Source organism: Streptomyces sp. NPDC020747, assembly GCF_044334695.1.
In the GTDB taxonomy this organism is placed as follows: domain Bacteria; phylum Actinomycetota; class Actinomycetes; order Streptomycetales; family Streptomycetaceae; genus Streptomyces.
In genome coordinates this window covers 167,723-193,814 of sequence record NZ_JBIRTJ010000011.1, presented here as the reverse complement: position 1 = coordinate 193,814, position 26,092 = coordinate 167,723, and the positions used below count along the sequence as shown (strand labels likewise).

21 protein-coding genes are annotated in these 26,092 nt (G+C 70.0%); 10 read left to right on the top strand and 11 right to left on the bottom strand.

Annotation, left to right across the window (positions count from 1 at the left end; translation table 11 throughout):
• Positions 1-117 precede the first annotated feature (117 nt).
• From sfnG to ACH4YP_RS27935, 6 genes are all read left to right on the top strand, one after another.
• Positions 118-1,293 (top strand): dimethylsulfone monooxygenase SfnG, encoded by a 1,176-nt coding sequence (gene sfnG / locus ACH4YP_RS27960; RefSeq protein ID WP_398493193.1) that lies wholly within the window; start codon positions 118-120, stop codon positions 1,291-1,293.
• A 47-nt stretch (positions 1,294-1,340) separates the two neighbouring features.
• Positions 1,341-2,552: an acyl-CoA dehydrogenase family protein gene (locus ACH4YP_RS27955; protein ID WP_398493192.1), complete on the top strand. Its 1,212-nt coding sequence runs from the start codon at positions 1,341-1,343 to the stop codon at positions 2,550-2,552.
• A gap of 57 nt (positions 2,553-2,609) precedes the next feature.
• Positions 2,610-3,164 (top strand): NADPH-dependent FMN reductase, encoded by a 555-nt coding sequence (gene ssuE, locus ACH4YP_RS27950; RefSeq protein WP_398493190.1) that lies wholly within the window; start codon positions 2,610-2,612, stop codon positions 3,162-3,164.
• A 2-nt stretch (positions 3,165-3,166) separates the two neighbouring features.
• Positions 3,167-4,351 (top strand): SfnB family sulfur acquisition oxidoreductase, encoded by a 1,185-nt coding sequence (locus tag ACH4YP_RS27945; RefSeq protein WP_398493188.1) that lies wholly within the window; start codon positions 3,167-3,169, stop codon positions 4,349-4,351.
• A gap of 43 nt (positions 4,352-4,394) precedes the next feature.
• Positions 4,395-5,540 carry an LLM class flavin-dependent oxidoreductase gene (locus tag ACH4YP_RS27940; protein WP_361053697.1) on the top strand — a complete coding sequence of 382 codons (1,146 nt, stop codon included), beginning with the start codon at positions 4,395-4,397 and terminating at the stop codon, positions 5,538-5,540.
• Between the two features lie 158 nt (positions 5,541-5,698).
• Positions 5,699-6,418: a DNA polymerase beta superfamily protein gene (locus ACH4YP_RS27935; RefSeq protein WP_398493186.1), complete on the top strand. Its 720-nt coding sequence runs from the start codon at positions 5,699-5,701 to the stop codon at positions 6,416-6,418.
• Between the two features lie 117 nt (positions 6,419-6,535).
• On the opposite strand, the gene urtE is transcribed toward ACH4YP_RS27935, so the two are convergent.
• The 6 genes from urtE to ACH4YP_RS27905 form a co-directional block, all read right to left on the bottom strand.
• Positions 6,536-7,231, bottom strand: a complete 696-nt coding sequence (gene urtE / locus ACH4YP_RS27930; protein WP_398493184.1) for an urea ABC transporter ATP-binding subunit UrtE — start codon at positions 7,229-7,231, stop codon at positions 6,536-6,538.
• Positions 7,232-7,238: 7 nt separating this feature from the next.
• Positions 7,239-8,063 (bottom strand): urea ABC transporter ATP-binding protein UrtD, encoded by an 825-nt coding sequence (urtD, locus tag ACH4YP_RS27925; RefSeq protein ID WP_398493182.1) that lies wholly within the window; start codon positions 8,061-8,063, stop codon positions 7,239-7,241.
• Positions 8,064-8,082: 19 nt separating this feature from the next.
• Positions 8,083-9,210 carry an urea ABC transporter permease subunit UrtC gene (gene urtC / locus ACH4YP_RS27920; RefSeq protein ID WP_398493180.1) on the bottom strand — a complete coding sequence of 376 codons (1,128 nt, stop codon included), beginning with the start codon at positions 9,208-9,210 and terminating at the stop codon, positions 8,083-8,085.
• Entirely contained in the window at positions 9,207-10,103 is an 897-nt protein-coding gene (urtB, locus tag ACH4YP_RS27915) for an urea ABC transporter permease subunit UrtB (protein ID WP_361053713.1), read from the bottom strand. The genes urtC and urtB overlap by 4 nt, the downstream gene beginning before the upstream one ends.
• Positions 10,104-10,175: 72 nt before the next feature.
• Positions 10,176-11,399 (bottom strand): urea ABC transporter substrate-binding protein, encoded by a 1,224-nt coding sequence (gene urtA, locus ACH4YP_RS27910; protein WP_361053888.1) that lies wholly within the window; start codon positions 11,397-11,399, stop codon positions 10,176-10,178.
• A 306-nt stretch (positions 11,400-11,705) separates the two neighbouring features.
• A complete protein-coding gene (locus ACH4YP_RS27905) occupies positions 11,706-12,821 on the bottom strand; it encodes a substrate-binding domain-containing protein (RefSeq protein ID WP_361053716.1) in 1,116 nt (371 codons plus the stop codon).
• A gap of 239 nt (positions 12,822-13,060) precedes the next feature.
• Here ACH4YP_RS27905 and ACH4YP_RS27900 point away from each other — a divergent pair, with 239 nt between their 5' ends.
• The 3 genes from ACH4YP_RS27900 to ACH4YP_RS27890 all read left to right on the top strand — a co-directional run bounded on the left by ACH4YP_RS27900 (position 13,061) and on the right by ACH4YP_RS27890 (position 16,075).
• Positions 13,061-13,471 carry a MarR family winged helix-turn-helix transcriptional regulator gene (locus ACH4YP_RS27900; RefSeq protein WP_398493177.1) on the top strand — a complete coding sequence of 137 codons (411 nt, stop codon included), beginning with the start codon at positions 13,061-13,063 and terminating at the stop codon, positions 13,469-13,471.
• Positions 13,472-13,536: 65 nt separating this feature from the next.
• Entirely contained in the window at positions 13,537-14,994 is a 1,458-nt protein-coding gene (locus tag ACH4YP_RS27895) for an aldehyde dehydrogenase family protein (protein ID WP_398493175.1), read from the top strand.
• A 196-nt stretch (positions 14,995-15,190) separates the two neighbouring features.
• Positions 15,191-16,075: a glycoside hydrolase family 19 protein gene (locus tag ACH4YP_RS27890; protein ID WP_398493173.1), complete on the top strand. Its 885-nt coding sequence runs from the start codon at positions 15,191-15,193 to the stop codon at positions 16,073-16,075.
• 200 nt (positions 16,076-16,275) lie between these two features.
• Here the strand turns inward: ACH4YP_RS27890 and ACH4YP_RS27885 are convergent, their stop codons facing one another.
• The 3 genes from ACH4YP_RS27885 to ACH4YP_RS27875 form a co-directional block, all read right to left on the bottom strand.
• Complete coding sequence (locus ACH4YP_RS27885) at positions 16,276-17,556, bottom strand: IS701 family transposase (RefSeq protein ID WP_398493171.1); 1,281 nt, start codon at positions 17,554-17,556, stop codon at positions 16,276-16,278.
• A gap of 1,203 nt (positions 17,557-18,759) precedes the next feature.
• Positions 18,760-20,163, bottom strand: a complete 1,404-nt coding sequence (locus ACH4YP_RS27880; RefSeq protein ID WP_361053731.1) for an adenylosuccinate lyase family protein — start codon at positions 20,161-20,163, stop codon at positions 18,760-18,762.
• Entirely contained in the window at positions 20,160-22,145 is a 1,986-nt protein-coding gene (locus tag ACH4YP_RS27875) for an FAD/NAD(P)-binding protein (protein ID WP_398493169.1), read from the bottom strand. The genes ACH4YP_RS27880 and ACH4YP_RS27875 overlap by 4 nt, the downstream gene beginning before the upstream one ends.
• A gap of 253 nt (positions 22,146-22,398) precedes the next feature.
• Between ACH4YP_RS27875 and ACH4YP_RS27870 the strand changes: the two genes are divergently transcribed.
• The gene (locus ACH4YP_RS27870; RefSeq protein WP_361053737.1) at positions 22,399-23,376 is read left to right on the top strand and encodes an NADPH:quinone reductase; all 978 of its coding nucleotides are present in this window, start codon (positions 22,399-22,401) and stop codon (positions 23,374-23,376) included.
• 103 nt (positions 23,377-23,479) lie between these two features.
• Here the strand turns inward: ACH4YP_RS27870 and ACH4YP_RS27865 are convergent, their stop codons facing one another.
• Together ACH4YP_RS27865 and ACH4YP_RS27860 are read right to left on the bottom strand one after the other, a co-directional pair.
• On the bottom strand, positions 23,480-25,399 hold the full coding sequence (locus ACH4YP_RS27865) for an anthranilate synthase family protein (protein WP_361053740.1): 1,920 nt from the start codon (positions 25,397-25,399) through the stop codon (positions 23,480-23,482).
• Complete coding sequence (locus ACH4YP_RS27860; protein ID WP_361053743.1) at positions 25,396-26,070, bottom strand: isochorismatase family protein; 675 nt, start codon at positions 26,068-26,070, stop codon at positions 25,396-25,398. Before ACH4YP_RS27860 ends, ACH4YP_RS27865 begins: the two co-directional genes overlap by 4 nt.
• Between the last annotated feature and the right edge of the window lie 22 nt (positions 26,071-26,092).

Here is a 26,092-nt window from a genome sequence, read left to right as displayed (position 1 = left end):
CTGCCGACGCCCACGGCTGCCGTAAAGCCGTGAGTCGATTTCCGCCGCCCGAATTCGGCAACGCATCGCCATTCGCCGAATTCGGCCTGCCTGGATTCCCCGCAACAGGAGTTCCACATGCCTGCCGAAAACCCTTCCGCAGACCCCGTCCGCTTCGCCTACTGGGTGCCCAATGTCAGCGGCGGCCTGGTCACCAGCAAGATCGAGCAGCGCACCGACTGGGGCTACGAGTACAACCGCGAACTCGCCGTCCTCGCCGAGAACAACGGCTTCGACTACGCCCTCAGCCAGGTCCGCTACATGGCCAGCTACGGCGCCGAGTTCCAGCACGAGTCGACCAGCTTCAGCCTTGCCCTGCTGCTCGCCACCCAGCGCCTGAAGGTCATCGCCGCCGTCCACCCGGGCCTCTGGCACCCGGGAGTCCTCGCCAAACTCGGCGCCACCGCCGACCACTTGTCGAACGGCCGCTTCGCCGTCAACGTCGTATCCGGCTGGTTCAAGGGCGAGTTCACCACCCTCGGCGAGCCCTGGCTGGAGCACGACGAGCTCCCCCAGTTCTCGGCTTCGCTCGAACCGGGAGGGACCCCCATCCGCCGCTCCGAGGAGTTCATCCAGGCCCTGCGCCAGATCTGGACCGAGGACCACACCGAACTCGCCGGTGACTTCTACCGGTTGCGCGACTTCTCCCTCAAGCCCAAGCCCCTCAACACCGTCGAGCGCCCGCACCCCGAGATCTTCCAGGGCGGCAACTCCACCGCCGCCCGCGCCATGGCCGGACGGGTCTCCGACTGGTACTTCTCCAACGGCAAGGACTTCGACGGCGTCACCGAGCAGATCAGCGACGTCCGAAAGTCCGCCGCCGAAGTCGGGCGTACGGCACCGAAGTTCGGCCTCAACGGCTTCCTCATCGCCCGCGACACCGAGGCCGAGGCCCGCGAGACCCTCCGCGAGATCGTCGCCCACGCCGACCACGAGGCTGTCGAGGGATTCGGTGCCGCGGTGAAGCAGGCCGGACAGTCCGCCGCGGACGGCAAGGGAATGTGGCAGGACTCCTCCTTCGAGGACCTCGTCCAGTACAACGACGGCTTCCGTACGGGGCTGATCGGCACCCCGGAGCAGATCGCCGAGCGGATCGTCGCGTACAAGCGCCTCGGCGTCGACCTCCTGCTTCTCGGCTTCCTCCACTACCACGAGGAGGTCGAGTACTTCGGCCGCCGCGTGCTGCCCCTCGTACGCGAACTGGAAGCCCAACTCCCGGACACCGAGCCGGAGTCCGCCCCCGTCCACGCGTGAAAGCCCGCTCATCCACACCGCACCGCACCGCGAGAGAGGTCCCCGGCATGAGCACCGCCACGCCCACTGACTGGCAGACCCGCCCCACCCCCGAAACCGCCCAGGACTGGATCACCCGCGCCGCCGAGGTCGCGGCCGTCCTCGCCACCGACGCCGCCGAACGCGACCGCGTGGGCGCCACCCCGTACGCCGAGGTCCGTCTGCTGAAGGACGCCGGCCTCGTCACCCTGCTCGGACCCACGGAACACGGCGGCGGAGGCCAGGACTGGCCGACCCTCTACCGGGTCGTCCGCGAGATCGCCAAGGCCGACGGCTCCATCGGTCAGCTCCTCGGCTACCACTACCTGTGGAACTGGGCCGCCCGACTGGTCGGCACCCGCGAGCAGTGGGAGCACGTCGAGGCCGCCCGCAACCAGTGGTTCTTCGGCGGGGCCGTCAACCCGCGCGACAAGGACGTCGTCGTGACCGAGGACGGCGACGACCTCGTCTTCACCGGCCGCAAGTCGTTCTCCACCGGCAGCAAGGTCTCCGACGTCACCGTCCTGGAAGGCGTCCTCGAAGGTACCGACCAGCATGTCTTCGCCATCGTGCCGTCCGACAGCGCCGGTCTGACCTTCCACGACGACTGGGACAACATCGGCCAGCGGCTCACCGAGAGCGGCGGCGTCACCCTCGACGGTGTCCGCACCCCATGGGCCTCCGCCGCCGGTTACGTCGACAAGGAGTTCCGGCCGAGGATCTACAACACCCTGAACGTCCCCACCATCCAGCTGGTCTTCGTCAGCTTCTACCTCGGCATCGCGGGCGGTGCCCTGGAGACGGCGGCCGCCTACACCCGGACGAAGACCCGCTCGTGGCTGCACGGAGGCCACGAGCGCGCGGTCGACGAGCCGTACGTCATCGACGTCTACGGTGATCTGACCGCGAAGCTCTGGGCCGTCGAGGCACTCGCCGACACGGTTGCCGCCGAGGGCCGGAAGCTGCACGACGACCCGGACGGCGTGCCCGAGCAGGCCCGCGGCGACTTCGAGGTCCGGGTGGCCGCCGTCAAGGCGCGTGCCACCGATGTCGCCCTGGAGATCAGCAACCGCATCTTCGAGGTGACCGGAGCCCGCTCCACGGCCACCGCCGAGGGCCTCGACCGCTTCTGGCGCAACGTCCGTACCCACACCCTCCACGACCCCGTCGCCTACAAGCGGCGCGAGGTCGGCCGCTGGTTCCTCGAGGGCGAACTGCCCGAACCCACCTGGTACTCCTGACCGCTCGCTCTGGGGCGCCTCCCGCACGGAGGCGCCCCTCGTCCCGAAAGAGGACCCATGGCCACCATCCTGTCCGTCTCCGGCAGCCCCTCCGCCTCCTCCCGCACCAACCGGCTCCTGCGCCACCTGGACAACCGGCTGACCGCACAGGGCCACGAGGTGATCCCGCTCGACGTCCGTACGATCCCCGCCGAGGCCCTGCTCGGCGCCGACTTCAGGCATCCGGCGATCGTCGAGGCCACCGCGCTCTTCGCCCGCGTCGACGGAATCGTCATCGGCACCCCCGTCTACAAGGCCGCCTACTCCGGCGTCCTCAAGGCGTTGCTCGACCTGCTCCCGCAGTACGCCCTCGCCGGCAAGACCGTGCTGCCCCTGGCCACCGGCGGCACCACCGCACATGTGCTGGCCATCGACTACGCCCTGCGCCCGGTGCTCAGTTCCATGGGCGCCCGGCACATCGTCCAGGGCTGGTTCACCCTCGACAAGGACATCGCGGTGGGCGAGGACGGCGGACTCACCGTGGCACCCGCGGCCGCCGAGGCGCTGACCCAGGTGCTCGACCAGTTCTCCGAGGCCCTGGGCCGTACGCCGATCCTGGCCGCGGCGGGCTGACCATGTCGGCCAAGACCATCACCGGTGATGCCGAGGCCCTGACCGTCGCCGCCGCGCTGGCCGACGAGTTCCGGGCCGAGGCCTCCCGGCGGGACGCCGAACGTCGGCTCCCCCGAGAGGAGTTGGACCGGCTCTCCGACTCCGGCCTGCTCGCCGTCACCGTGCCCGCCGAGCACGGCGGTGCCGACGTACGCCAGGAGACCCTTGTCGAGATCTTCCGGCTCCTCGCCTCGGCCGACGCCAGTCTCGCGCAGATCCCGCAGAGTCATTTCGTCTACGTCAATGTGATCCGCCGTCAGGGGACCCCGGAACAACGGGAGTTCTTCTTCGGTGAGGTGCTGGCGGGGCGCCGCTTCGGCAACGCCCAGTCGGAGGCCGGCACGAAGCACGTCCAGGACATCCGCACCCGACTGGAGCCGGCCCCGGACGGTTCGTACGTCCTCACCGGGGTCAAGCACTACTCCACGGGTGCCCTCTTCGCCGACTGGATTCCGGTGCTCGCCCGCGCCGGGGACGACAACCTGCACGTCGCGTACGTGCCCCGGGACGCCGAAGGCCTCACGGTCGTCGACGACTGGGACGGCATGGGCCGGCGCACCACCGCCAGCGGCACCGTCAGGCTCGACGCCGTGCCCGTGCCCGCCGACCGGGTCCTCCCGCACCACCTCACCTTCCAGGGCCCCCAACTCCACGGCGCGGTGGCCCAGTTGCTGCACGCCGCCATCGACGCCGGGATCGCGGCGGGCGCACTCGCCGAGGCCGCGGAGTTCGTCCGCACGAAGAGCCGCCCGTGGTTCGAGAGCGGTGCCGAGACCGCCGCCGAGGATCCGCTGCTCGTCCAGCGCTTCGGAGAGCTGGCCATTCAGGTGCGGGCCAGCGAGGCGCTGCTCGGCGCGGCGGCCCGGGCGGTCGACACGGCCCGCGCCGACCTGACGGAGGCGTCGGCGGCCGAGGCGTCCATCGCCGTGGCCGCCGCGAAGGCGCACGCGGCGAGCACCGCCGTCGAGGTGTCGGGCGCGCTCTTCGAGGTGTCCGGCACCAGGTCCGCCATCAACTCCCTCAATCTGAACCGGCATTGGCGCGACGCCCGCACCCACACACTGCACGACCCGGCCCGCTGGAAGATCCAGCACATCGGCCGGTACGTACTGAACGGCACGCTGCCTCCACGGCACGGACTCCTCTGAGACCGCCCCCCATCAGCTCCCCCCCCGATCGGAGAACGGACCCGTGTCCCTCACCTTCCACTGGTTCCTGCCCACCAACGGCGACAGCCGCCATGTCGTCGGCGGCGGCCACGGCACCCCGGCCACGGTGTCCGGCCGGGACCGGCCGCCGACGGTCGCCTATCTCAGCCAGATCGCCCGCGCCGCCGAGGACCTGGGCTTCGTCGGCGCGCTCACGCCCACCGGCGCCTGGTGCGAGGACGCCTGGCTGACCACCGCGATGGTCAGCCAGAACACCGAGCGGCTGAAGTTCCTGGTCGCCTTCCGGCCCGGCTTCGTCTCCCCGACGCTCGCCGCGCAGATGGCGTCCACCTTCCAGCGCCAGTCCGGCGGACGGCTCCTCCTCAACGTCGTCACCGGCGGCGAGAGCCACGAGCAGCGCGCCTACGGCGACTTCCTCGACAAGGACGCCCGCTACCGCCGTACCGGCGAGTTCCTGCAGATCGTCCGGGACCTGTGGGAGGGCAAGACCGTCGACCTGTCCGGCGAGTTCCTCCAGGTCGAGGACGCCAGGCTCGCCCGCGTCCCCGACCCGGTCCCCGAGGTCTACTTCGGCGGATCCTCCCCCCTCGCGGGCGAGATCGCGGCCAAGCACGTGGACGTGTACCTCACGTGGGGCGAACCGCCCGCACAGGTCGCCGAGAAGATCGCGTGGGTCCGCGCGCTGGCGGAGAAGGAGGGCCGTAGCGTCCGCTTCGGCATCCGGCTGCACGTCATCACCCGGGACACCTCCGAGCAGGCCTGGGCGGAGGCGGACCGGCTGCTGGCCGGCTTCGACCCGGAGACCGTGAAGTCCGTACAGGCCGGTCTCGCCCGCAGCGAGTCCGAGGGCCAGCAGCGGATGCTCGCCCTGCACGGCGGCGGCAACCGCGACGGCCTGGAGATCCACCCCAACCTCTGGGCCGGCATCGGTCTGGTGCGCGGCGGCGCGGGCACCGCCCTGGTCGGCAGCCACGACGAGGTCGCCGAACGGATCAAGGAGTACCAGGCCATCGGCATCGAGGAGTTCGTCCTCTCCGGCTACCCGCACCTGGAGGAGGCGTACTGGTTCGGCGAGGGCGTCCTGCCCCGACTGGCCGCGCAGGGCCTGTGGCGGCACCCGTTCGCGCGGCCTGTGGCGCCCACGGCGCAGGTGCCGTTCGCGAGCTGAGGATCCGGGGGTGCGGTCGTCACCCGGCGCCCCCGGAACACCGCCGCCCCCGTACGCGCCGAAAATCGCTGTACGCGGCTGCCTCCCGGGTGATGACCTTGTGCGAGCCGCCCAGCTCGCACAAGGCAGCGAGGCGGCAGGGGAGAGGGGCGACGGCCGTGACCGCAAAGAACAACATCCTGCTGTCCGGCATCGTCGGCTCCACCGCCTACGGCCTGGCCCACGAGGGCTCGGACGTGGACCGCCTCGGCATGTTCGCCGCCCCCACCGAGGACCTCCACGGCCTTCACCCGCCGAAGGAGTCCCACGTCACGACCAAGCCCGACAGCACCCTCCACGAAGCGGCCAAGTGGTGCCGACTCGCCCTGGCCGGCAACCCGACCGTCACCGAACTGGTCTGGCTGCCCGACGAGTTGTACGAGGTCCGCACCCCGCTGGGCGACGAACTCATCGGCATCCGCACGACACTGCTGTCGGCGAAGCGCGTCCGTGACGCCTATCTCGGGTACGCCACCCAGCAGTTCAAGCGTCTTTACGACCGTGGCGACAGCTCCCTCTCCGCGGACACCCGCAAGCGCACGGCCAAGCACGCCCGACATCTGCGTCGCCTGTGCCACCAGGGTTTCGAGCTGTACGCCACCGGCCGCGTGAGCATCCGTGTCGAGAACCCGGAGGAGTACCACCGCTTCGGCGAACAGGTGGCAGCCGACGCCATGGCCGCGCTGCCCCTGCTCAAGCACTACGAGGCGGCCTTCGACGAGACCCGCAGCGCCTTGCCGGACCAGCCCGACGAGGCGCCCGTCGAGGCGTGGCTGCGCCGGGTCCGGGCCCACTACTTCACGCCGGACTCCACACCGGCGCGTGCGCCCGTGCGGTGACCGAAAAAATCTCCTGAGGATGTCGTGGCGTGTGTCGATCCGGCGGTTCCCCCTTCGTGTAGTCAGTGAGAGACCACCGAGGACGACACGTCGTGGAGTGAACCCTGGAGCGAACCGCTACACGCTCAGCGCCTCCCGTACCGACCGCTCCGCCTCCTGTCCGCCCTCGCCGAACGAGGTGACCCGGCCGGCCTCCAGGACGTAGTACCGCTGCGCCGCCCGCATCGCGAAGCCGACGTGCTGTTCGACGAGGAGCACCGAGAGCCCGCCGCGGGCGGCCAGCGCGAGGATCGTCTCCTCGATCTCGGCCACGACCGAGGGCTGGATGCCCTCGGTCGGCTCGTCGAGGAGGAGGATCCGAGGGTCCGTCACCAGGGCCCGGGCGATGGCCAGTTGCTGCCGCTGGCCGCCGGAGAGCAGTCCCGCCCGCCGCCCCGACAGAGCCCTCAACGCGGGGAACAGGTCCAGCGCCTCGTCGATCGCCGCCCTGCCCCGCTTGCGGCCGTCCGCGACGAGCTGGAGGTTCTCCGCCGTCGTGAGATGGGGGAAGGCCTGCTGGCCCTGCGGCACGTACGCCATGCCGCGCGCCACGCGTTCGTGGGGCTTGCGCCGGCTGATGTCCTCGCCGTCGAGACGGATCGCCCCGCTCGACGGGGTGAGCAGTCCCACGGCCGCCCGCAGCAGCGTGCTCTTGCCCGCGCCGTTGTGCCCGAGGACAGCGGCGACCCCGTCGTCGGGCACCTCCACGGAGACTCCGTGCAGGACGAGACTGCGGTGGTAGCCGACCCGGATGTCGTCGATCTCCAGCTTCATGTCGGTCTCACGCCTCCTGTTCCTGTACGACCGCACTCGGTGCGGTGGCGCCCGCGGGCTCGGGCTCCTCCGGCAGGATCAACTCGGCGTCCTGGACCGCCGCGTGTCCGAGATACACCTCCTGCACCTTGGGATCGGCCTGCACCTCGGCGACCGTCCCCTCGCTCAGCACCTTGCCCGCGTGCAGCACACTGACGCTGCGCGCGAACGACCGCATGAAGTCCATGTCGTGCTCGATGACGACCACGGTCCGCTCCTCGCTGATGCGCTCCAACAGCTCACCCGTGGCCTGCCGTTCGTCGTGACTCATCCCGGCGACCGGCTCGTCGAGCAGCAGCAGCCGTACGTCCTGCACGAGCAGCATGCCGATCTCCAGCCACTGCTTCTGCCCGTGGGCGAGCGTCCCGGCGGGGGAGTCGGCCAGCTCCGCGAGCCCGACCGTCTCCAGCGCACGTGCGACGGGCTCCGGCACGCCCTTGCGGCGCCGCAGCATCGTCAGCATGCCCCGACCGGCACCGGCCGCGATGTCCAGGTTCTGAAGGACCGTCAACTCCTCGAAGACGGTTGCCGTTTGGAACGTACGGCCGATCCCCGACCGGGCGATGGTGTGCACACTCCTCCCCAGCAGCTCCGTGCCGCCGAAGAGCACGGAGCCCTCGGCCTTCACGAGACCCGTGACGGCGTCGACGAGCGTGGTCTTGCCCGCGCCGTTGGGTCCGATCAGGAAGCGCAGATCGCCCGGCCGCACGTCGAGGTCCACACCGTCGACCGCGGTGAACCCGTCGAAGGACACCCGCAGTCGGCGTATCTCAAGGCCCGAGAGTTCACTCATGCTGCGTCTCCAAGAGCACTCATGCTGCTTCTCCAAGAGGAAGGGCAGACGTCTTTTCCCCGGTCGCGTCCCCAGTCGTGTCGCCGGTCGCGCGCGAGGACCTGCGCCGCCGTACGATCCCCACCAGCGAGGCGAGACCACCCGGCAGGAATGCCAGGGCCACGATGAACAGCAGCCCCTGGAAGTAGGTCCAGGCCGCCGGGAACTCCTCCGACAGCGCCGTCTTCGCCCAGGCCACTCCGACCGCGCCGAGCACCGCGCCGACCAGGCTCGCCCGGCCGCCGACCGCGGCACCGATGACGAACTCGATCGACGGCACGATGCCGATCATCGCCGGGGAGATGATGCCGACCGCGGGCACGAACAGCGCGCCCGCGAGCCCCGCCATACCGGCCGCCACGACGTACGCGACGAGCTTCACGTTCGCCGGGTTGTACCCGAGGAAGCGCACCCGCTCCTCCGAGTCCCGTACGGCGACGAGGAGTTCGCCGTAGCGGCTGTGGATCAGCTGCCGGGCGAGGGCGATCAGCAGCAACAGCGCGGCGGCGATGATGAAGTACACCATCCGCTGGTTGACGGGGTCGTTGAGGTCGTAGCCGAAGAAGCCCTGGATGTCAGTGAGTCCGTTGGTGCCGCCGGTTGTGGCCTGCTGGCCGATCAGCCAGATGGCGAAGGCCGCGGCGAGCGCCTGGCTGAGGATCGCGAAGTACGCGCCCTTGACCCGGCGGCGGAAGATGAACGAACCGAGGATCGCGGCGACGGCCATCGGCAGCAGCACGGTCGCGGCGAGTGCGAAGAGCGGGTTCTCGAACGGCCGCCACCACCAGGGGAGTTCGGTGGCCGTGCCGTACAGCTGCATGAAGTCGGGAAGGTTGCCGGGACCGGCGTCGGCGATCTTCAGATGCATCGCCATGGCGTAGCCGCCGAGCCCGAAGAACACTCCCTGCCCGAGCGTGAGCAGTCCGCCGCGGCCCCAGGCCAGACAGATGCCGACGGCGACCATCGCGGTGCACAGGTACTTGGCGAGCAGTCCGAGCCGGAAGTCCGAGAGGGCCAGCGGGGCCACGGCGAACAGGGCGAGGCCGGCCGCGGCGAATCCGCCCCAGGCGCGCGCCGACCGGCCTTTGAGCAGGGGCAGCAGGGTCATACGAGACTCCTCGTACGCAGCGTGTACAGCCCCTGGGGCCGCCACTGGAGGAACGCGACGATGGCCACGAGGACGAGCACCTTCGCGACGCTGACGGTGGTGGAGTATTCGAGGACGGACTGCAGGACACCGAGGACGAAGGCGACGATGACCGTTCCCTTGAGCTGTCCGATGCCGCCGACCACGATCACCAGGAACGCGTCGATGATGATGTTGGTGCCCATCGTCGGACCGATCGGACCGACCAGCGTCAGCGCGACGCCTGCGACGCCCGCGAGCCCGGACCCGAGGAAGAACGCGGTCCGGTCCACGCGCGAGGTGGAGATGCCGGACACCTCGGCCAGGTCCCGGTTCTGCACGACCCCGCGGATCCGGCGGCCGAGCGGAGTCAGCCGCAGCGTCAGCGACAGCGCGACCACGGCCGCGATCGCCAACCCCAGAATGAACAGGCGGCTGTTGGCGAACGTCAGCGGATCGTCGCCCCCGATGACGGTGATGTTCCCGGTGAGCAGATCGGGCGCGCGGGTCTGCACGTTCGGCGCGCCGAAGATGTCCCGGGCGGCCTGCTGGAGCATCAGCGAGACCCCCCAGGTGACGAGCAGCGTGTCGAGCGGCCGCAGATACAGGCGGCGGATGAGCACCCATTCGAGAAGCGCGCCGAGTGCGCCGGCGACCAGGAAGGCGACCGGCAGCGCGACGAGCAGCGAGAGGCCCGCGCTGGAGATGGACTTCTGGAGGACGTACGTGGTGTAGGCGCCGGCCATGATGAACTCGCCGTGGGCCATGTTGATGACGTTCATCTGGCCGAAGGTGAGCGAGAGACCGAGCGCGATGAGCAGCAGGACGGCACCGATGCTGATGCCGGTGAAGGTCTGACCGAGGATCACGGTCATACGGCGGCTCCGGGGAGGCGGGACGCGGGGCCGGCCCTCGTTGCCGAAGGCCGGCCCGCACGTGACGGTCGGTCAGGAGAGGCCGGAGGCCCAGGAGTAGCCCTTCAGATACGGGTCCGGCTTGATCGCCTTGCCGGAGTCCCACACCTGCTCGATCAGCCCGTCGGTGCCGATCTTGCCGATCCGGGCGGTCTTGTAGATGTGCTGGCTCGCGCCGTCCACGGTGACCTCGCCCTCGGGTGCCTCGAAGGTGATGCCGTCGGAGGCCGCCTTGACCTTCTCCGGGTCGAAGGACTTGGCCTTCTCGACCATCGCCTTCCACAGGTAGACCGAGGTGTACGCGGCCTCCATCGGGTCACTGGTCGGCTTGTCCTGGCCGTACTTGGCCTTGTACGCCTTCACGAACTTGGTGTTCGCCTCGCCCGCGGTCGTCTGGTAGTAGTTCCAGGCCGTCAACTGGCCCGCCAGGTACTGCGATCCGATCGACTTGACCTCTTCCTCGGCGATCGACACCGAGACCACCGGCATGCTCTTGGCGGTCAGACCGGCCGACTTGTACTCCTTGAAGAAGGCCACGTTCGAGTCGCCGTTGAGGGTGTTGAACACCGCGTCGGCCTTCGCTGCCTTCACCTTGTTGGCGATGGTGCTGAACTCGGTGGACCCCAGCGGCGCGTAGTCCTCGCCGAGCACCTTCATGCCGTTGGCCTTCGCGTACGCCTTGATGATCTTGTTGGCGGTACGCGGGAAGACATAGTCGCTGCCGACGAGGTAAATGCTCTTCTTGCCCTGGCTCTTGAGGTAGTCGAGCGCCGGGACGATCTGCTGGTTGGTGGTGGCACCCGTGTAGAAGATGTACGGGGACTCCTCAAGTCCCTCGTACTGCACGGGATAGAACAGCAGGGACTTGTTCTTCTCGAAGACGGGCTTCACGGCCTTGCGGCTCGCGGAGGTCCAGCAGCCGAAGGTGGCCGCGACCCGGTCCTCCTTGATGAGCTTGTTCGCCTTCTCGGCGAACGTCGGCCAGTCGGAGGCGCCGTCCTCGCTGATCGGCTTGACCTTCTTGCCGAGCACTCCGCCCGAGGCGTTGATCTCGTCGATCGCCAGCTTCAGCGAGTCGCGTACGGTCACCTCGCTGATCGCCATGGTGCCGGAGAGCGAGTTGAGCAGACCGACCTTGACCGTGTCGCCGCTCGTGTCCGCCTTGGCGGCCGCGTCGGACGAGCCGCCCGCCGCGTCGGTCTTGGCGCCGCACGCCGAGAGCACGACGACGGCGGTGAGCGCGGCGGCGCCCGCCATCACCCGGCGTCGGGAAGGACCGGACCCCTTGAAACCCCTGAAACGGCTGAAGTCACTGGAACCGCTGGAACCGCTGGACAAAAGAACCCCCTCGGGCTGGGAGGACAACCTCCTCCTGAAGTGCGGTCCACAGCCTCAAGTCACCCTGTTTCCACGGTGTTTCGCGGTACTTTCCCGGCGGTATCTTCCGGCTCTCACCGGGAAACAAAAAATGCCCGGGGCGGAATTCTTCGCATGAATTCACAGTTCGCCCGAGGCATTCTAATTACTTCCTGCGGGAAGTATCTTCGCGGATGCGCGGACATGTCAAGGCCGCGTTTCGTGAAGATCCAGCTGGGCCACGACGTCGAAGTCCACGCCGTCCGCCCGCGCCAGGTAGATGCGCTGGCGCACATGGCCGCCGCGCAGGTGGAGCAGCCCGCGCGGCCCTTCGTACGAGACGGTGTCCGCCGCCGCGCCGATCGCGGAGACGTCGAGGGTCCTGGCCCGGTCGATGAGCGCGGCCAGCAACAGGACGCCCTCGTAACACGATTCGCCGAGGCTGCCGAGGACCGGTGCCTCGACTCCGTACCGTCCGGCGTACTGGCCGTGGAAGTCGAGGGTGTCCTGGTTGGCGAGGGAGGCGAAGAAACCGGCCGTGCTGTAGAGGCCGGCGGTGGCCGTGGGGCCGCTCGCCATCAGCATGTTCTCGTCCATGAGGGTACTGAGCCGAAGACACCGCTCGTCGAGGCCGGACGCGGCGAACGCCCGGTTGAACCGGACCGCGTCGCTGCCCACGAGCAGCATCAGCACCGCGTCCGCCTCCGACCGCTCGATCCGTCGCAGCACCCCGTCGAAGTCGTGGGTGCCGAGCGGCAGATACGCCTCCGCGCAGATACCGCCGCCGGTCGACTCGCGCGCGTAGCGGTGCGCCGCCCGGGCCGTACGGCGGGGCCACACATAGTCGTTGCCCACGACGAACCACCGGCGCACCCGGTGCTCACGGGCCAACAGTCGCATGGCGGGCCGCAGTTGGTCGTTGGGGGTCTCGCTCGTCAGGAACACGCCGGCCGTGTCCTCGCCTCCCTCGTACAGCGCCGTATACACGTACGGCACGCGGTGGGCGATCCGCGGTGCCAGCTTCTGGCGTACGGAGGAGATGTGCCAGCCGGTGACGCCCTGCACGATGCCGAGGTCGACCAGCGCCTCGACGTTCTCGGCGATGCGGTGCGGTTCGGCGCCGCCGTCGACCGGCAGCAGCCGCAGCTCCTTGCCGAGCACCCCGCCCGAGCGGTTGACCTCCTCCACGGCGAGCCGCGCGCACAACTCGCACGTGGGCCCGAAGATCCCCGCGGCGCCCTGCATGGGAAAGACCAGTGCCACGCTGACGACCGAGTCGTCGGCCGTGAACCAGTCGAGCGGAGGCGGGTCGAGCCGGACCATGAGGGCATGATTCCGGGAACGCCCGGTGAACTCCAATCCGTCTCGGGGTACGGTCCGCGCCTGCGGCGCCAGGGACCTGGGCTCGACGGGTGTGCGGCGGCCGGACCCTGACATACGGTGCGCGTGTGCGGCGCCAGATGTGGGAGATCCTTGTGGGAAGCGGGACTTGTACGATGTGCTGACCCCCGGGAGCGAGGAGAAGGATGCCGACCCCACCTCCGCGTCGGTCTCAGGACCTCATGCACCTCTTGACGCGGGCCGAGCGACTGGCGGCACGCCGGCTCCAGGCCGCCCTGGACGAGCACGGCTGCTCGCTCGACGCCTGGCGTGTGCTCACCCTTCTCGCCGACGGTGAGGGGCACCCCATGGCGGCGGTCGCCGAAGCGGCCTTCCTGCCGCCGCCCACCCTCACCAAACTCGTCGACCAGCTCGTCGACCAGAACCTCGTCTACCGACGCGTCGACCCCCTCGACCGGCGCCGGATCCTCGCCCACCTCACCCCGCGCGGCGAGGACCACTGGCGGCGCGTCGACCGCGAGGTCCACGCCCAGTGGCCCGTCCTGAGCGACGGCGACGACGAACTGCTGCGGGGGCTGCTGAACCGGCTCGCGGACACGCTCGACGGGGCGGCGGCCGAGTCCTCCGTGTAGGTGTCGGCCGCCGGAGGGCCTCGCCGCGAGCCGCCGTTGCGCCCTCGGTGTGATCTCTGACGCTCATGACCAGTTGCTGTGCGTGGTACGGAATCATCATGCCGTATAAATGGTTGGCATATACATCGAGCTTGCCGCTCGACCTGACCGCTCGACCCACCGCACGCGGGCCACCGGCCCACTCCGACCAGCGAGGCACCGTGAACCAGCCCACCCCCGAGCAGCCCGCCGACGTCGTGGCCCGGCTGCGCGCCACCTTCCGCTCCGGCCGCACCAAGCCCGTCGTATGGCGCACCACCCAGCTGCGCCGCCTGCGCGTGCTGCTCACCGCGCACGGCGAGGACCTGGCCGCCGCCCTCCATGCCGACCTGGGCAAGAGCTCCACCGAGGCGTTCCGTACGGAGGTCAACTTCGTCGTGCGGGAGATCGACCACACCCTGGAGCACCTCGACGAGTGGCTGCGCCCCGAGTCCGCCCCCGTCCCCGCGCACCTCGGCGAGGACGCCACGGCCTGGACGCAGTACGACCCCCTCGGCGTCGTCCTGGTCATCGCGCCCTGGAACTACCCGGCGCAGCTCCTGCTCGCGCCGATGCTCGGTGCGCTCGCCGCCGGCAACGCGGTCGTCGTCAAGCCCAGCGAGCTGGCTCCGGCCACCTCCACCTTCCTTGCCCGGTTCCTGCCGGAGTACCTGGACACCGAGGCGGTCGCCGTCGTCGAGGGCGGCATCCCCGAGACCACGGCCCTGCTCGCCGAGCGTTTCGACCACATCTTCTACACCGGCAACGGCACCGTCGGCCGCATCGTCATGACCGCCGCCGCCCGGCACCTCACCCCGGTCACCCTCGAACTCGGCGGCAAGTCACCGGCGTTCGTCGACCGGGACGCCGACCTGTCCGTCGTCGCCGACCGCCTCGCCCGCGGCAAGTTCCTCAACGCCGGGCAGACGTGCGTCGCCCCCGACTACGTACTCACCGACCCGGAGACGGCCCGCGCCCTGGAACCGGCCCTGGCCAAGGCCGTCGAGGGCCTGTACGGAACCGATGCCGCCACCTCCACCGAGTACGGCCGTATCGTCAACGAGCGGCACTTCGACCGCCTCAGCGGACTGCTCGACTCCGGCCGTGTCGTGGTCGGCGGTGACAGTGACCGCGCCACCAAGTACATCGCGCCGACGGTTCTGGCCGACGTGGACCCCGATTCGCCGGTCATGGGCGAGGAGATCTTCGGCCCGGTCCTGCCGATCGTGACCGTGCCGGGGCTCGACGAGGCCGTCGAGTTCATCAACGACCGCGACAAGCCCCTGGCTCTGTATGTCTTCACCGAGTCCGACGTCACCCGCGAACGGCTGGCCGCCGAAACGTCCTCCGGCGGCCTTGGCTTCGGTCTGCCGCTCGCCCATCTCACCGTCTCCGACCTGCCGTTCGGTGGCGTCGGTGAGAGCGGCATGGGCAACTACCACGGCCGCTACTCCATCGAGACCTTCAGTCACCGCAAGGCTGTGCTGGAGAAGCCGCTGAGCTGAACCGGAGCGGCCGTGGGGCGAGTTGACTGGTCTACACCCTTGACTGGTCCAGACCAAGGGAGTTGAGTGTGCCTCCTCACCCCCCACCACGGCCGCCCCGTACGCCGTGGCCGGTCGCACCGGCCTGCGCGCACAAGGTTCCGCTTCGCTCTGCCCTCGTACGGGCGCGGCCGTGCTCCGCGAAGGAGTTGGTCCTGTGTCGAGGCGTCGTATCTCCGCGTTCGTGGCCGCGCTCGTGCTCGCAGGCGCCGCGCCGGTGCTCCTGCCGGCGTCGAGTGCGTCCGCGGCGGCCTGTTCGAGCTACCCGAGCTGGGTGGCCGGCAAGTCCTACGTCACCGGCAACATCGTCCGCTACACCGACGGCAAGGCCTACATAGCCGAGCACGACAACCCGGGCTACGACCCCACCATCAGCACCTGGTACTGGGAGCCGTACGCCTGTGACGGAGGCACCAACCCCTCCGGCTTCGTCGTGAGCGAGGCGCAGTTCAACCAGATGTTCCCGAGCCGGAACTCCTTCTACACGTACAGCGGGCTGAAGGCCGCGATGAGCGCCTATCCGGCCTTCGCGAACACCGGCAGCGACACCGTGAAGAAGCAGGAGGCCGCCGCCTTCCTCGCCAACGTCAGCCATGAGACCGGCGGACTGGTCCACATCGTCGAGCAGAACACCGCCAACTACCCCCACTACTGCGACTGGGGCCAGCCGTACGGCTGCCCGGCCGGCCAGGCCGCGTACTACGGTCGCGGACCGATCCAGCTCAGCTGGAACTTCAACTACAAGGCCGCGGGCGACGCGCTCGGCATCGACCTCCTGGGCAACCCCTGGCTCGTGCAGAACGACGCCGCCGTGGCCTGGAAGACGGGCCTCTGGTACTGGAACACGCAGAACGGCCCCGGCACGATGACCGGCCACAACGCCATGGTCAACGGCGCCGGCTTCGGCCAGACGATCCGCTCCATCAACGGCTTGCTGGAGTGCGACGGCAAGAACCCCGCCCAGGTGCAGAGCCGGGTGAACAACTACCAGCGGTTCACCCAGATCCTGGGTACGACGACGGGCAACAACCTGTACTGCTGAGGTACCGCTCGCGTACCCCTGACGGCCGTGGGGCGGCGGCGACCGGTGCCGCCGCCCGTGCACCGCGTCGGGCGACGTGCCGAGGCGTACTCGGCGCCGCCGGGGCGGACATCGGTCACGCACCCCGCGAGCGGAGCCTCCAGGAATACGATCGGGGCGCACCCCGAGGTGCCACGAGGCTCCGCTCGACAGGGGCGCCCTCATGCGGCCGGTCCGAGGTCCGCCAGTTCCGCCGCCGCATGGGCGACCGAGGAGAGCGTGGCGTGGCGGTGCCACCCGGCGAACGAGCGGCCGACGAAGTCCCGGATGCCGACGCGTTCGGCGCGCGGCACGCCTCGGCACTCGACTCGCCGGCTGAGACCCACCAGGCGCAGCAGGGCCGCGTGGTCGGCCCCCGCCATATCGGTCAGCCACAGCTCCTCGGGCCACTGAGCCCCGCCGCGGCCGACGCCGAACAGAACGAAGTCCCCACGCCCATGCGTGCGTTCCGGTGTGTCGAGCGCGGCGGGGAGACGGACGCGTACGGCGGTGACGAGTTCGGCGGCCTTCGGGGTGTCGGACGGAATCAGGGTCAGGCGTTTTCGGCCGTTCCTGGCCAGCTGTGCTATCTGGTGCGCCTGCAGTGGGCTGTTGCCCCAGCCGGTCAGTGCAGGGTCGTGGGGCAGCAGCCAGGTGTCCTTGGCGATCCTGGAGATGTGCCTCAGACCCGCCGCGCCGAGCTTGGTCATCAGCCGGATGGCGTCGAGCCGTTCGGCGTTGAGCACCACCGGACGGTGCGGCAGACACAGACGTGACGCCGTTTCGAGATAGGCGTTCACCATCGAGTCCTCCGGCGTCGTCGGGCCCGCGTCGTGGAGGATCGACGACCGGTCCGTCCTCGGCGTGGTCCCGTGGGCGGGCAGATGCAGCCACCAGTTCAGCGGACTCGCCGAACGGGCGGACACCCCCCACACGCCTATCACCTGCTGCGCCGTGACGGCCTGGCCGTGTTCCCACGAGAATGTCCGGGCCACGCCCACGGAATGGGCGCCCGACTTCGGGATGACCATGGGATGCAGCACGTATTCCTGTGGTGCCACGCGGCGGACGAGATGGCGAGCCAGGGCCTCACGCATGGGATCCCATTCCCACGTGGAGTCATTGATGAAGTGGTGCAGGCCCTGATCGTTGACCTGATCCCCGAGAAAGGCCGCGATATTACGCACCGACTTCCTGCCGGTCGCTCCCAGCAGGCCCCGCAGATACATCAAGCCTTTTCGACGCTGATCGGCACGCGGCAGTGAGGCGAACACCACCGGGGACAGATCGGCCAGCGATCGGTCGATGGCAACCTTTTTCGCTACGTCCGGACCGGAGCCGTTCGCTGGGTCTCCGGGAAGTTCGACGTAATTTGTTTCACTGCTCAAGAGCGTCATGCCACTACTCCTTGTGTCATGTGCCGTGCGATTCGTGCCAATGGATTTCTGGGCACGGGTGAGCACGAGACGCCGTGAAAGCAGGCGTCATCGATATGGGGTGAGGGCGCGGCGGCGTTCGCCGGGCGCGCGGCATCGTCGACGCACGCCGGTGAGCTCGAAGGCGGCCGGGTAGGAAGAGATCAGGTCTGCACTACGCATCGCGACGCGTCACATCAGGAGTGCGCGGGAACGGCCGGAACGCCGGCCGTCGAGCTCTCCTGTGCTGTGCCGCACGAACAAGGTGCCCGCTCGGGTGCGTGGCCGTCCGGGCCGTACGGGCGGGCACGCCGGGTGTCCATGGCGGGCGGAGCCGTACGCCGGGGGCGAGCCGCGGTGCGGGTGAATTCCCGATCCGGTCAGACGAATGATCGCCTGAGGTCAGGGAACGCACCTCGAGGGGGAAACGGGTAATGCTCGGCGGAGAGGGCCGGCCAAGGGATGCGTCACGGCCAGTGGGGTGAGAAATCTCGACGACTCGGTCGGACCCCGCGGATTTCCGTGCTCGTGCATTTATCCCCCTACGTTCTGGCCGTGTGCCATTCCGTGGCTGAACTCAGGAGCGGTGAGGCTGCAATCGCTTTCGATTGAGCGATTCGAGCAGCTTTTGCTTCCCCCGGTCCATTAAGCTTCAAAAATCCAAACCCACGGCCTGTGGCTGGCGCAAGGCCATCGGCCGGTCAGCTCGTCATGAGCAAGGTCAGACTGTCAGCATTGCGGTCGTCCGAGGAAGTCGCAAGGAAAACAGGAAGGCTGGCCGGTATTTTAATCAGCAACAGATTTCGATTTCGCAGGTGGGACGGGTGGCCGACTCGGGCGCGGATTCATCGAGGTCGGACCGGTGGCGACAGGGTCATGCCATGCAATTCGCGGGATCTCGAAAGTCTTCGCGTGCCGCGCCTGCCGTCTCCGGGGGACCGTCGCGCGACGCTTCGGGGGTGACTGCCGGCCCGGCCGCCCAGGGGATGCGGTGACGCTCCGTGTCAGGCGTCGGGCGGGGCCGGTCGACGGGAGCGATCGCGGCGGTCGGTCATTCGATGTCAGAAACATGGTCATAAATGGTCCTGACGTTTGTCATATAAGTCAGAAACCCGGTGGCGTCCATGTTTGGATCGTGCTGAACCCATCGTTTCCGGAGGCCGCGCGAGGGGAAGCGGCCGGGTTCCGCGGCGAGGGGGCGGCCGCCGCGCACCTTCGCAGGCCCGGTCCTGTACGTGGGCGCAGGCCCTGTCAGACCTCTGAATCCGGGCGCAGGGACCGTTCCGTGAGGTCGGCCGCGGCGCCCAGATAGCCGGTGGGGTCGCACAGGCGCGTGAGCTCGGCCGGCGCGATGCCGTCGGCGAGCTCAGGCTCCGTGGCGAGCTGCTCGGACAGCGGCCGGCCGTGCCGCTGTGCGGTCTCGACGGCCCGGGTGAGCAGGTCTCGCGCGGCGGCCTTGCCCAGGAGCGGCGCGAGCGCTGCCACGAGGCGTTCGGCGACGATCTGGCCGCCGGTGAGCCCGAGGTTGGCCCGCATCCGCTCCTGGTGCACCACCAGACCTTCGGCCAACTCCACCGCCGTGTGCGCGGCGCCGCCCGTGAGCCGCAGGCACTCGCGCAGCGGTTGCCACTCCGCGTGCCATGCGCCGGCGGAGCGCTCGTCCTCGGTGAGCATGCACTGGGTCAGCACGGCGGCCAGCGCCGGAACCTGCAGCGCGGCGCTGCGGATCAGCGTGGCCAGTACGGGATTGCGCTTCTGTGGCATCGCCGATGAGCTGCCGCGTCCGGGCACATGCGGTTCGCTGAGCTCGCCGACCTCTGTGCGGGCGAGCGACTGCACATCGACCGCGATCTTGCCGAGCGCACCGGCGCCGTGTGCCAGGACGGCGGCGAGGTCGGCGACCGGCGTCCGCAGCGTGTGCCAGGGCAGCACCGTGGTGGTGAGACCCGTCTCGGAGGCGAAGGCCGCCACCAGACGTTCGGCGTCGGCGCCGTACTCGACGTAGCCGGCCTGCGTGCCCGCGGCGCCGCCGAGCGAGACGGGCAGGGCCGACAGCACGGCGTCGACGCGTACCCCGGAGTCGAGCACCAGCCGCCGCCACCCGGCCGCCTTGAGCCCGAAGGTCGTGGGCACGGCATGGAGGGACAGGGTGCGACCCGGGAGCACGGTGTCGCGGTGCCTCCGGGCGAGGCCCGCGAACGCGTCAGCGACCCGGGCCAGATCGGCGCGCAGCAGCCGCAGCGCGTCGCGGGCGACGAGCATGGCGGCCGTGTCGAAGATGTCCTGGCTGGTCGAGCCGAGATGAACGTACGCGGCGGCGGCCGGGTCCACGGCGGACACGAGACGGGTCAGCTCCTGGACCAGGCCGACCACCGGGTTGGCGCTCTCGCGCGCGTGCACCGCGAGGGCCCGCAGGTCCAGCCGGTCGGCCCGGGCCACGGCGGTGATGGTCCGCGCGGCCGACCGGGGCACCACGCCGATCGCCGACTGGGCGCGGGCCAGCGCGGCCTCGGCGTCGAGCATGGCCTGGAGCCACGCCCCGTCGGACACGGCCTCCTCCACGGGTGTTCCCGCGCGTACCGGAGACAGGAGTCCGCCGTCCAGGGCGCAGGACCCGGTCTCCCTGTTGGCGTCGACCGCCGACGGCTCGCTCATACCAGGACCTCGATGGGGCCGCTCTCGGCCAAGGGGCCGGTTCCGGCCGCGCTCCGGTCCAGGGCCAGCACGGCGCGTGCGATCGCGTCGGCGTCGGCGATGGTCACCGAGTCCACGCCGGGCCGGATTCCGGCCGCCGTCACCCAGTGCACCGACTCGGTCGGCACGCCGTACGCGAAGCGCCGGGGATGCGCCCGGCCCTGGGCGTCGACCAGGTGGTACGGCCGCTCGGTCACCGCCAGGCCCCCGGTCTCGTACACGCCGCCGTCCGCGGTGCCTATGCGATAGGGGGCGCACGCCTCGGTGTTGAGGAGATGCCGCAGCAACGGGTCGTCGGTGCGCCGCAGATCGGGCTCCGGCAGCCGGGCCTCGATGAGGACCCGGGTACGGACGGTGGGCCCGGGCACCGTGCCGGAGTCGGCGACGAACGAGCCGTCGCGGGTGTCGATCCTGATCCGGGTGTCCGGGCCGGTCAGCTCCAGGACACCGGACCTGATCAGCGCGATCGTCTCCTCCACCCGCCGCGGCGGCGGACCGATGGAGAGGAACGCGTTGAGCGGGGTGTACCAGCGCTCCAGTTCGTCGCGGTGCGACACCCCGTCCAGACCGCCGTGATCGACCGCGAGTCGCACTTCGTTGCGCAGGTCGCGCAGGACGTCGAGGGCCGCCTTCAGCGGACCGCTGACGTTGCCCTCCCGTGCCTGCCGGACGTCCTCGTGCAGCCGGTCCAGCAGCCAGCCACGGAAGTCGTCACGGTCGGTGAAGTCCCGCTCCCGGGCGGAGGCGGTGAGGGCGTTCCAGTTCCACCGGTGCGCGACAGGGATGCCGTAGGCGTCCAGTACGCCGTCGCACTCGGCCCGATCCGCGGAGGCCAGGTAGCGTGCGGCGAACGCCTCCCGCTCGTCGGTGCGTCGGGTGCTCGCCAGCAGCGTCTCGTAGTAGACCGTCTCCACCTCACGGGCGATCAGCGGCCACAGGTCTTTCTTGAAGGACAGCGCCGCGCCCCCGTCCTCGGCACGGGACCGCAGACCGGCGACACGGTCGGCCGTGAGGAGACGGGGCAGGTAACGGCCGTGTGCGCCCTTCTCGTTCTCACCTCGTGAGTGGTACGGAACGGCCCGCCGCGAACTGGCGTACAGCACAGGCTCCCTGCCGCTGGGCCGGTAGACCAACTCGTCACCGACCCGCTCGAAACGGCCGCCGCGGCCGAGTGTGAAGAGCGCCAGGTAGTCGAAGAAGCACAGGCCGAGACCGCGCAGCAGCACGGGTTCACCGGCCGGGACGCCGTCGAGGTCGGCGTCCGCGGGGTTGGCCGGCGGCAGATACGTCAGGTGGTTGATCCGGGACAGACTCGCGATGCGCTCCTCCTGAGGGGTCGGCCGGGTCGGCAGATGACCCTGCGCGAGGACGACCGCGTCCAGCTGGTTCAGGCGTGTTCCGTTCGCCAGACGGACCCCCTGCGGCCCGCCCGGATATCCGTGGGTGTCGGCCATGGCCACGGCACGCGAGTGGTGCACCCGGATCTCGACGTGGGCGGGTGCGCCGTCCCGGACACGGCGGAAACAGTCGGCGAAGTACCGCCCGCACAGGGCACGCGTCGGATAGGAATTCGGCTCCAGACGCCGTGCCTCCGTCAACGTGCCGGCGTCGTACGCTCGGTCGGCGCCGTCGCCGTCCGGCCGGGGCGCGGCCAGGGAGACGGCCCATTCGTACAGGCTCGGCCCTGGTTCGATCGGCCCGTCTATCCGGGACGCCGCGTCGGAATAGACGGTGATCTGCGAGGCGACGGTATTGGCCAGCAGGTGCCTCGACTGGTCGGTTCGCCATACGGCACCCGCGCCGACCGGAGTCGAATCGACGACGTGGACGAGTACACGTGAGTGTGACGGTCGCACCCGTTCGTTCGCGCAGAGCCTTTCCAGTACGGCAAGTCCGCGAGGACCCGCGCCGATGACGGAGATCTCGTGCGCAGTCGCAGTCAATCTGAGCACCTCTTCTTCATTCCGGACCGCCGTGGGCGCGCGGGAGCACTGTGGCCGGGACGGCAATCGGCCGGGTCTGTCCGACGGAGCACGATTCGATCCTGGAATCGCCGCGGCTCGTCGGCAACGACGGCCGGGGCAATCAGTCAGGTGCGCTCGGGCATCCGGCGCGTGAACAAGCGAGTTGACACATTCTGTGGCCGATCGGGCCGGTCCGACGGGCGGAGCGAGGTCTCCCCGGAGAATGCACGGTATGCGTGCTGCGTATATCAACGAATTCGGTCCCGCGCATTCCATCCGCTTCGGTGAACTGCCCGAGCCCCGGCCGGGTAGGCACGACGTGCTGGTGGATGTCGAGGTGACGACGGCCAATCACGTCGACACCTTCATACGGTCCGGTCTGGTGGACGAGCGGGTGAGTTTCCCGTTCGTGGTCGGCCGGGACCTGGTCGGCCGGGTCGTCTCGGCGGGGGAGGCGGTGACGGGGTTCGCACCGGGAGAGCGGGTGTGGTGCAACAGCCTCGGTCACGGTGGCAGACAGGGCGCGGCGGCGGAGCGGGCGGTCGTGCCGGCCGAGCGGCTCCACCGGCTGCCCAACGACGTGGCTCCGGAGACGGCTGTGACCCTGCTGCACCCCGCCGCCACCGCGTACCTGGGCCTGGTCACCCACGGCGGGCTGCGCGCCGGCCAGACCGTCGTGGTGGTCGGGGCAGCCGGCAACGTCGGCTCCGCCATGGTGGTCATCGCTGCCCGGGCGGGCGCCCGGGTGGTGGCCGTGGCCCACGCCCGTGACGCCGCGTACTGCCGCGCGCTGGGCGCCGACGCGGTCGTCGACCGACGCGGTGACGATCTCGGCGCACGGCTGTCCCGGGCGTGCCCCGAGGGGGTCGACCTCTACGTGGACGCGGCGGGAGTCAACGACCTGAGCACCGCGGTCGGCCTGCTGGCCTGGCGCGGCCGGATCGTCCTGCTCGCCGGGCTGCGCACCATGCCCGTGCTGCCCGCCGGGCCGCTGTACGTGCGGGACGCGTCCATCGCGGGTTTCGCCATCACTCGGGCGACCGCCGCGGAACTCGCCGAGGCGGCCCGCTGTGTCAACGACCTGCTGACCGAAGGCCGCCTCCGGCCCCGGGAGGTACGCGTGCTGCCGCTGCACGCCACGGCCGAGGCGCACCGCATGCTCGAAGCGGGCGAACTGCACGGCGGGCGGGTGGTGTTGACCACGGCGTAAGCCACGACGGTGTCCCGGCGTACGCCGTCGGCCACGTTGTGGAGAGCCGCGGAGAGCCGCGCGACCGGTGCGCGCCGGGAACTCCTGCCGGGCTCACGCCGGTTCAGGACCGGACCGGGTGCCGTGCTCCTTCGAGTACGTCCGTCAGCAGTGTGCCGAGAATCCGCACCCCGTCCCGGGTGAGCACGGACTCGCTGTGGAACTGCACTCCGGCGAAGTGCGGGCCGCGCAGCGCGTGCACCTCTCCGGTGGCGGGGTCCCGGCAGACGTCCACCGGACCGATGCCCGCCGGGCTCAGCCGATCGGTGGCGCTGTGCGCCACGAAGCTGTTGTAGAAGCCGACGCGTTCGCGGCGGCCGAAGAGGTCGATGTCCTTCTGCACCCCTTGATGCGGTGCGTCACGCCGGCGCACGTCCAGGCCGAGCCGGTGGCTGAGGACCTGGTGGCTCAGACAGACGGCCAGGAACGGACGGCGCTCGGCGAGCAACTGGGCGGTCGCGTCGTGCAGCTGGGCGATCCTGGCCTCCCCCACATCGAGCGGGCCGCCGGGTCCTGGCCCCATCACGACGAGGTCGTGGTCGGCGAAGGAGTACGGCTCGTCGAAGCGGCGCACACTCACCCGCATCTCGACCGACCGCAGCTGGTGGGCGATCATCGAGGTGAACATGTCCTCGGCGTCGACGATCAGGATCCGCTGTCCGGCCAGATCCGGATGGCCGTACTCCGCGGCGGGCTCGGGCCCGTGCAGCCAGAAGTGCGCGATGTCCTCGTTGCGGGCCCGCAACGCCGACCGGACCGAAGGATGCCGGCCCAGCGGACCCTCCGGCTCGGCCCGAAGAGCGGTGAGCAGTCCGGTTGCCTTCGCCCGTGTCTCCGCCACCTCGGCCGTCGGCTCGGAGTCACGCACCAGAGTGGCTCCCACCCCGAGCTCCATTCGGCCCGAGGACTCGATGTCGGCGGTGCGGATGAGGATCGACGAGTCCAGCGTGCGGCGGCCACGGCCGTCCCGGCCGATGAGCGCCACCACCCCGCTGTAGTAACCGCGCCCCTCGGGTTCGTAGCGGTTGATCACCCGGCTCGCGCTCTCCAGCGGACTGCCGGTGACGGTCGGCGCGAACAAGGTGGTGTGCAGGATCTCCCGGACGTCGCGTTCGGTGCGCCCCTCGACGAAGTACTCCGTGTGCGCGAGGCGGGCCATCTCCTTGAGGAACGGCCCCACCACGCGCACACCCGCGTCGCAGACCCGGGACATCATCTTGAGCTCCTCGTCCAGGACCATGAAGAGCTCGTACGTCTCCTTGCGGTCACCGAGGAAGTCCATGACACCGCCCAGGGTCGGCCCGGCCGCCGGGTAGCGGTAGGTACCGCTGATCGGGTTCATCACGGCGGTACCGTCCCGCAGGCTGACGTGCCGCTCCGGGGTCGCGCCGACCAGGGTGCGGTCACCGGTGTGGATCAGGAACGTCCAGTAGACCCCGGATTCCCGGATCAGCAGGCGCCGGAAGAACGCGGCCGCCGTGGCGGGGGAGTAGTCGCTGATGTCGGCCAGGAAACGGCGCTTGATGACGAAGTTCGCGCCCGCGCCCGCGCTGATCTCCTCGGCGAGGACACGGCGCACCAGGTCCGCGTACGCGTCGTCGTCGATGTCGAAACGCTCGCGGGTGAGCCGGATCGGTATGTCCGGGACGCGGCCCAGCAGTTCCGCCAGGCCCAGCGTGGCCTGCTCCCGGACCGTCATCGCGAGGAGCGGCCGTCCGTCGTCCGGGGCCGGGAAACCACGCTCGGCCAACTGCCGGTAGGGCAGCAGCGCCAGTACGTCGGAGCCGGCCGGACCGTGCGGTGAATCGGGGACCGGCAGGTCCGCGACGCGGTCCACCGCCCGGATCGGGCCGGTGAGGATGTCCACCTGGTCGTCGGCGGTGGCGGTCGGACGGTAGAGCAGGGCGAACGGCGGCGGGTCGGGGGCGAGCACCCGGTCCAGGAGTGCCTCGGCCGCGCCGGCCCCCGGCTCCGCGACACTCATGCCGTCCCCGTCATGGGCGTCGCGGCGTGCTGCCCGACGAGCGCGCCGCCGACGGGCAGGCCGCGCGCGGTCGTCACCACGGAGCACCGGCGTGCGGCGTAGGTGAGCGCGAGCCGGTGCTCCTCCGCGGAGAAGTCGGCGACGGCGTCGGCCACGAGGAACGTCTGGATGTCGTGGGTGAACGCGTCGACGGCGGTCGCGAGGACCCCGATGTGGGCGTAGATCCCGCAGACGATCAACTGGTCGCGGCCGTGCGCCAGCATCCGCGCCCGCAGGCCGGACCTGAAGAAGGCGCTGTAGCGCCATTTGGTGATCAGCCAGTCGTCGCCGCGCGGGGTCAGTTCGTCGGTGACCGCCCGGTCCGCGGGGTCCAGGCGCATGCCAGGGCCCCAGAAGTCCATGAGGAGTCCGCGCTGCTCCTCGCTCATGTCGCCGGGCTGTGCGGTGAACGCGACCGGTATGCCCAGACGCGCGCACCTCTCGCGCAGGAGCACGACGTTGCCGGTCAGCTCCCGGCGCTGCGCGTCGGCGAACGGCCGCAGGAAGTAGCGTTGCATGTCGTGCACCAGCAGGACGGCGCGGTTCGGACTCACCGTCCACCGCGCGGTGTTGGCCGGCAGATCACGCTCACCGGGCATGGGGTAAGCGGCTATGTCGGGGATCCCCGGCATGATCGGCTTCCTTTCTGGTTCC

Coding starts and splice junctions, on each gene's coding strand:
- sfnG (WP_398493193.1), top strand. CDS start 118: ATGCCTGCCGAAAACCCTTCCGCAGACCCCGTCCGCTTCGCCTACTGG.
- ACH4YP_RS27955 (WP_398493192.1), top strand. CDS start 1,341: ATGAGCACCGCCACGCCCACTGACTGGCAGACCCGCCCCACCCCCGAA.
- ssuE (WP_398493190.1), top strand. CDS start 2,610: ATGGCCACCATCCTGTCCGTCTCCGGCAGCCCCTCCGCCTCCTCCCGC.
- ACH4YP_RS27945 (WP_398493188.1), top strand. CDS start 3,167: ATGTCGGCCAAGACCATCACCGGTGATGCCGAGGCCCTGACCGTCGCC.
- urtE (WP_398493184.1), bottom strand. CDS start 7,231: ATGAAGCTGGAGATCGACGACATCCGGGTCGGCTACCACCGCAGTCTC.
- urtD (WP_398493182.1), bottom strand. CDS start 8,063: ATGAGTGAACTCTCGGGCCTTGAGATACGCCGACTGCGGGTGTCCTTC.
- urtC (WP_398493180.1), bottom strand. CDS start 9,210: ATGACCCTGCTGCCCCTGCTCAAAGGCCGGTCGGCGCGCGCCTGGGGC.
- urtB (WP_361053713.1), bottom strand. CDS start 10,103: ATGACCGTGATCCTCGGTCAGACCTTCACCGGCATCAGCATCGGTGCC.
- urtA (WP_361053888.1), bottom strand. CDS start 11,399: ATGGCGGGCGCCGCCGCGCTCACCGCCGTCGTCGTGCTCTCGGCGTGC.
- ACH4YP_RS27905 (WP_361053716.1), bottom strand. CDS start 12,821: ATGGTCCGGCTCGACCCGCCTCCGCTCGACTGGTTCACGGCCGACGAC.
- ACH4YP_RS27900 (WP_398493177.1), top strand. CDS start 13,061: ATGCACCTCTTGACGCGGGCCGAGCGACTGGCGGCACGCCGGCTCCAG.
- ACH4YP_RS27895 (WP_398493175.1), top strand. CDS start 13,537: ATGACCAGTTGCTGTGCGTGGTACGGAATCATCATGCCGTATAAATGG.
- ACH4YP_RS27880 (WP_361053731.1), bottom strand. CDS start 20,163: ATGAGCGAGCCGTCGGCGGTCGACGCCAACAGGGAGACCGGGTCCTGC.
- ACH4YP_RS27870 (WP_361053737.1), top strand. CDS start 22,399: ATGCGTGCTGCGTATATCAACGAATTCGGTCCCGCGCATTCCATCCGC.
- ACH4YP_RS27865 (WP_361053740.1), bottom strand. CDS start 25,399: ATGAGTGTCGCGGAGCCGGGGGCCGGCGCGGCCGAGGCACTCCTGGAC.
- ACH4YP_RS27860 (WP_361053743.1), bottom strand. CDS start 26,070: ATGCCGGGGATCCCCGACATAGCCGCTTACCCCATGCCCGGTGAGCGT.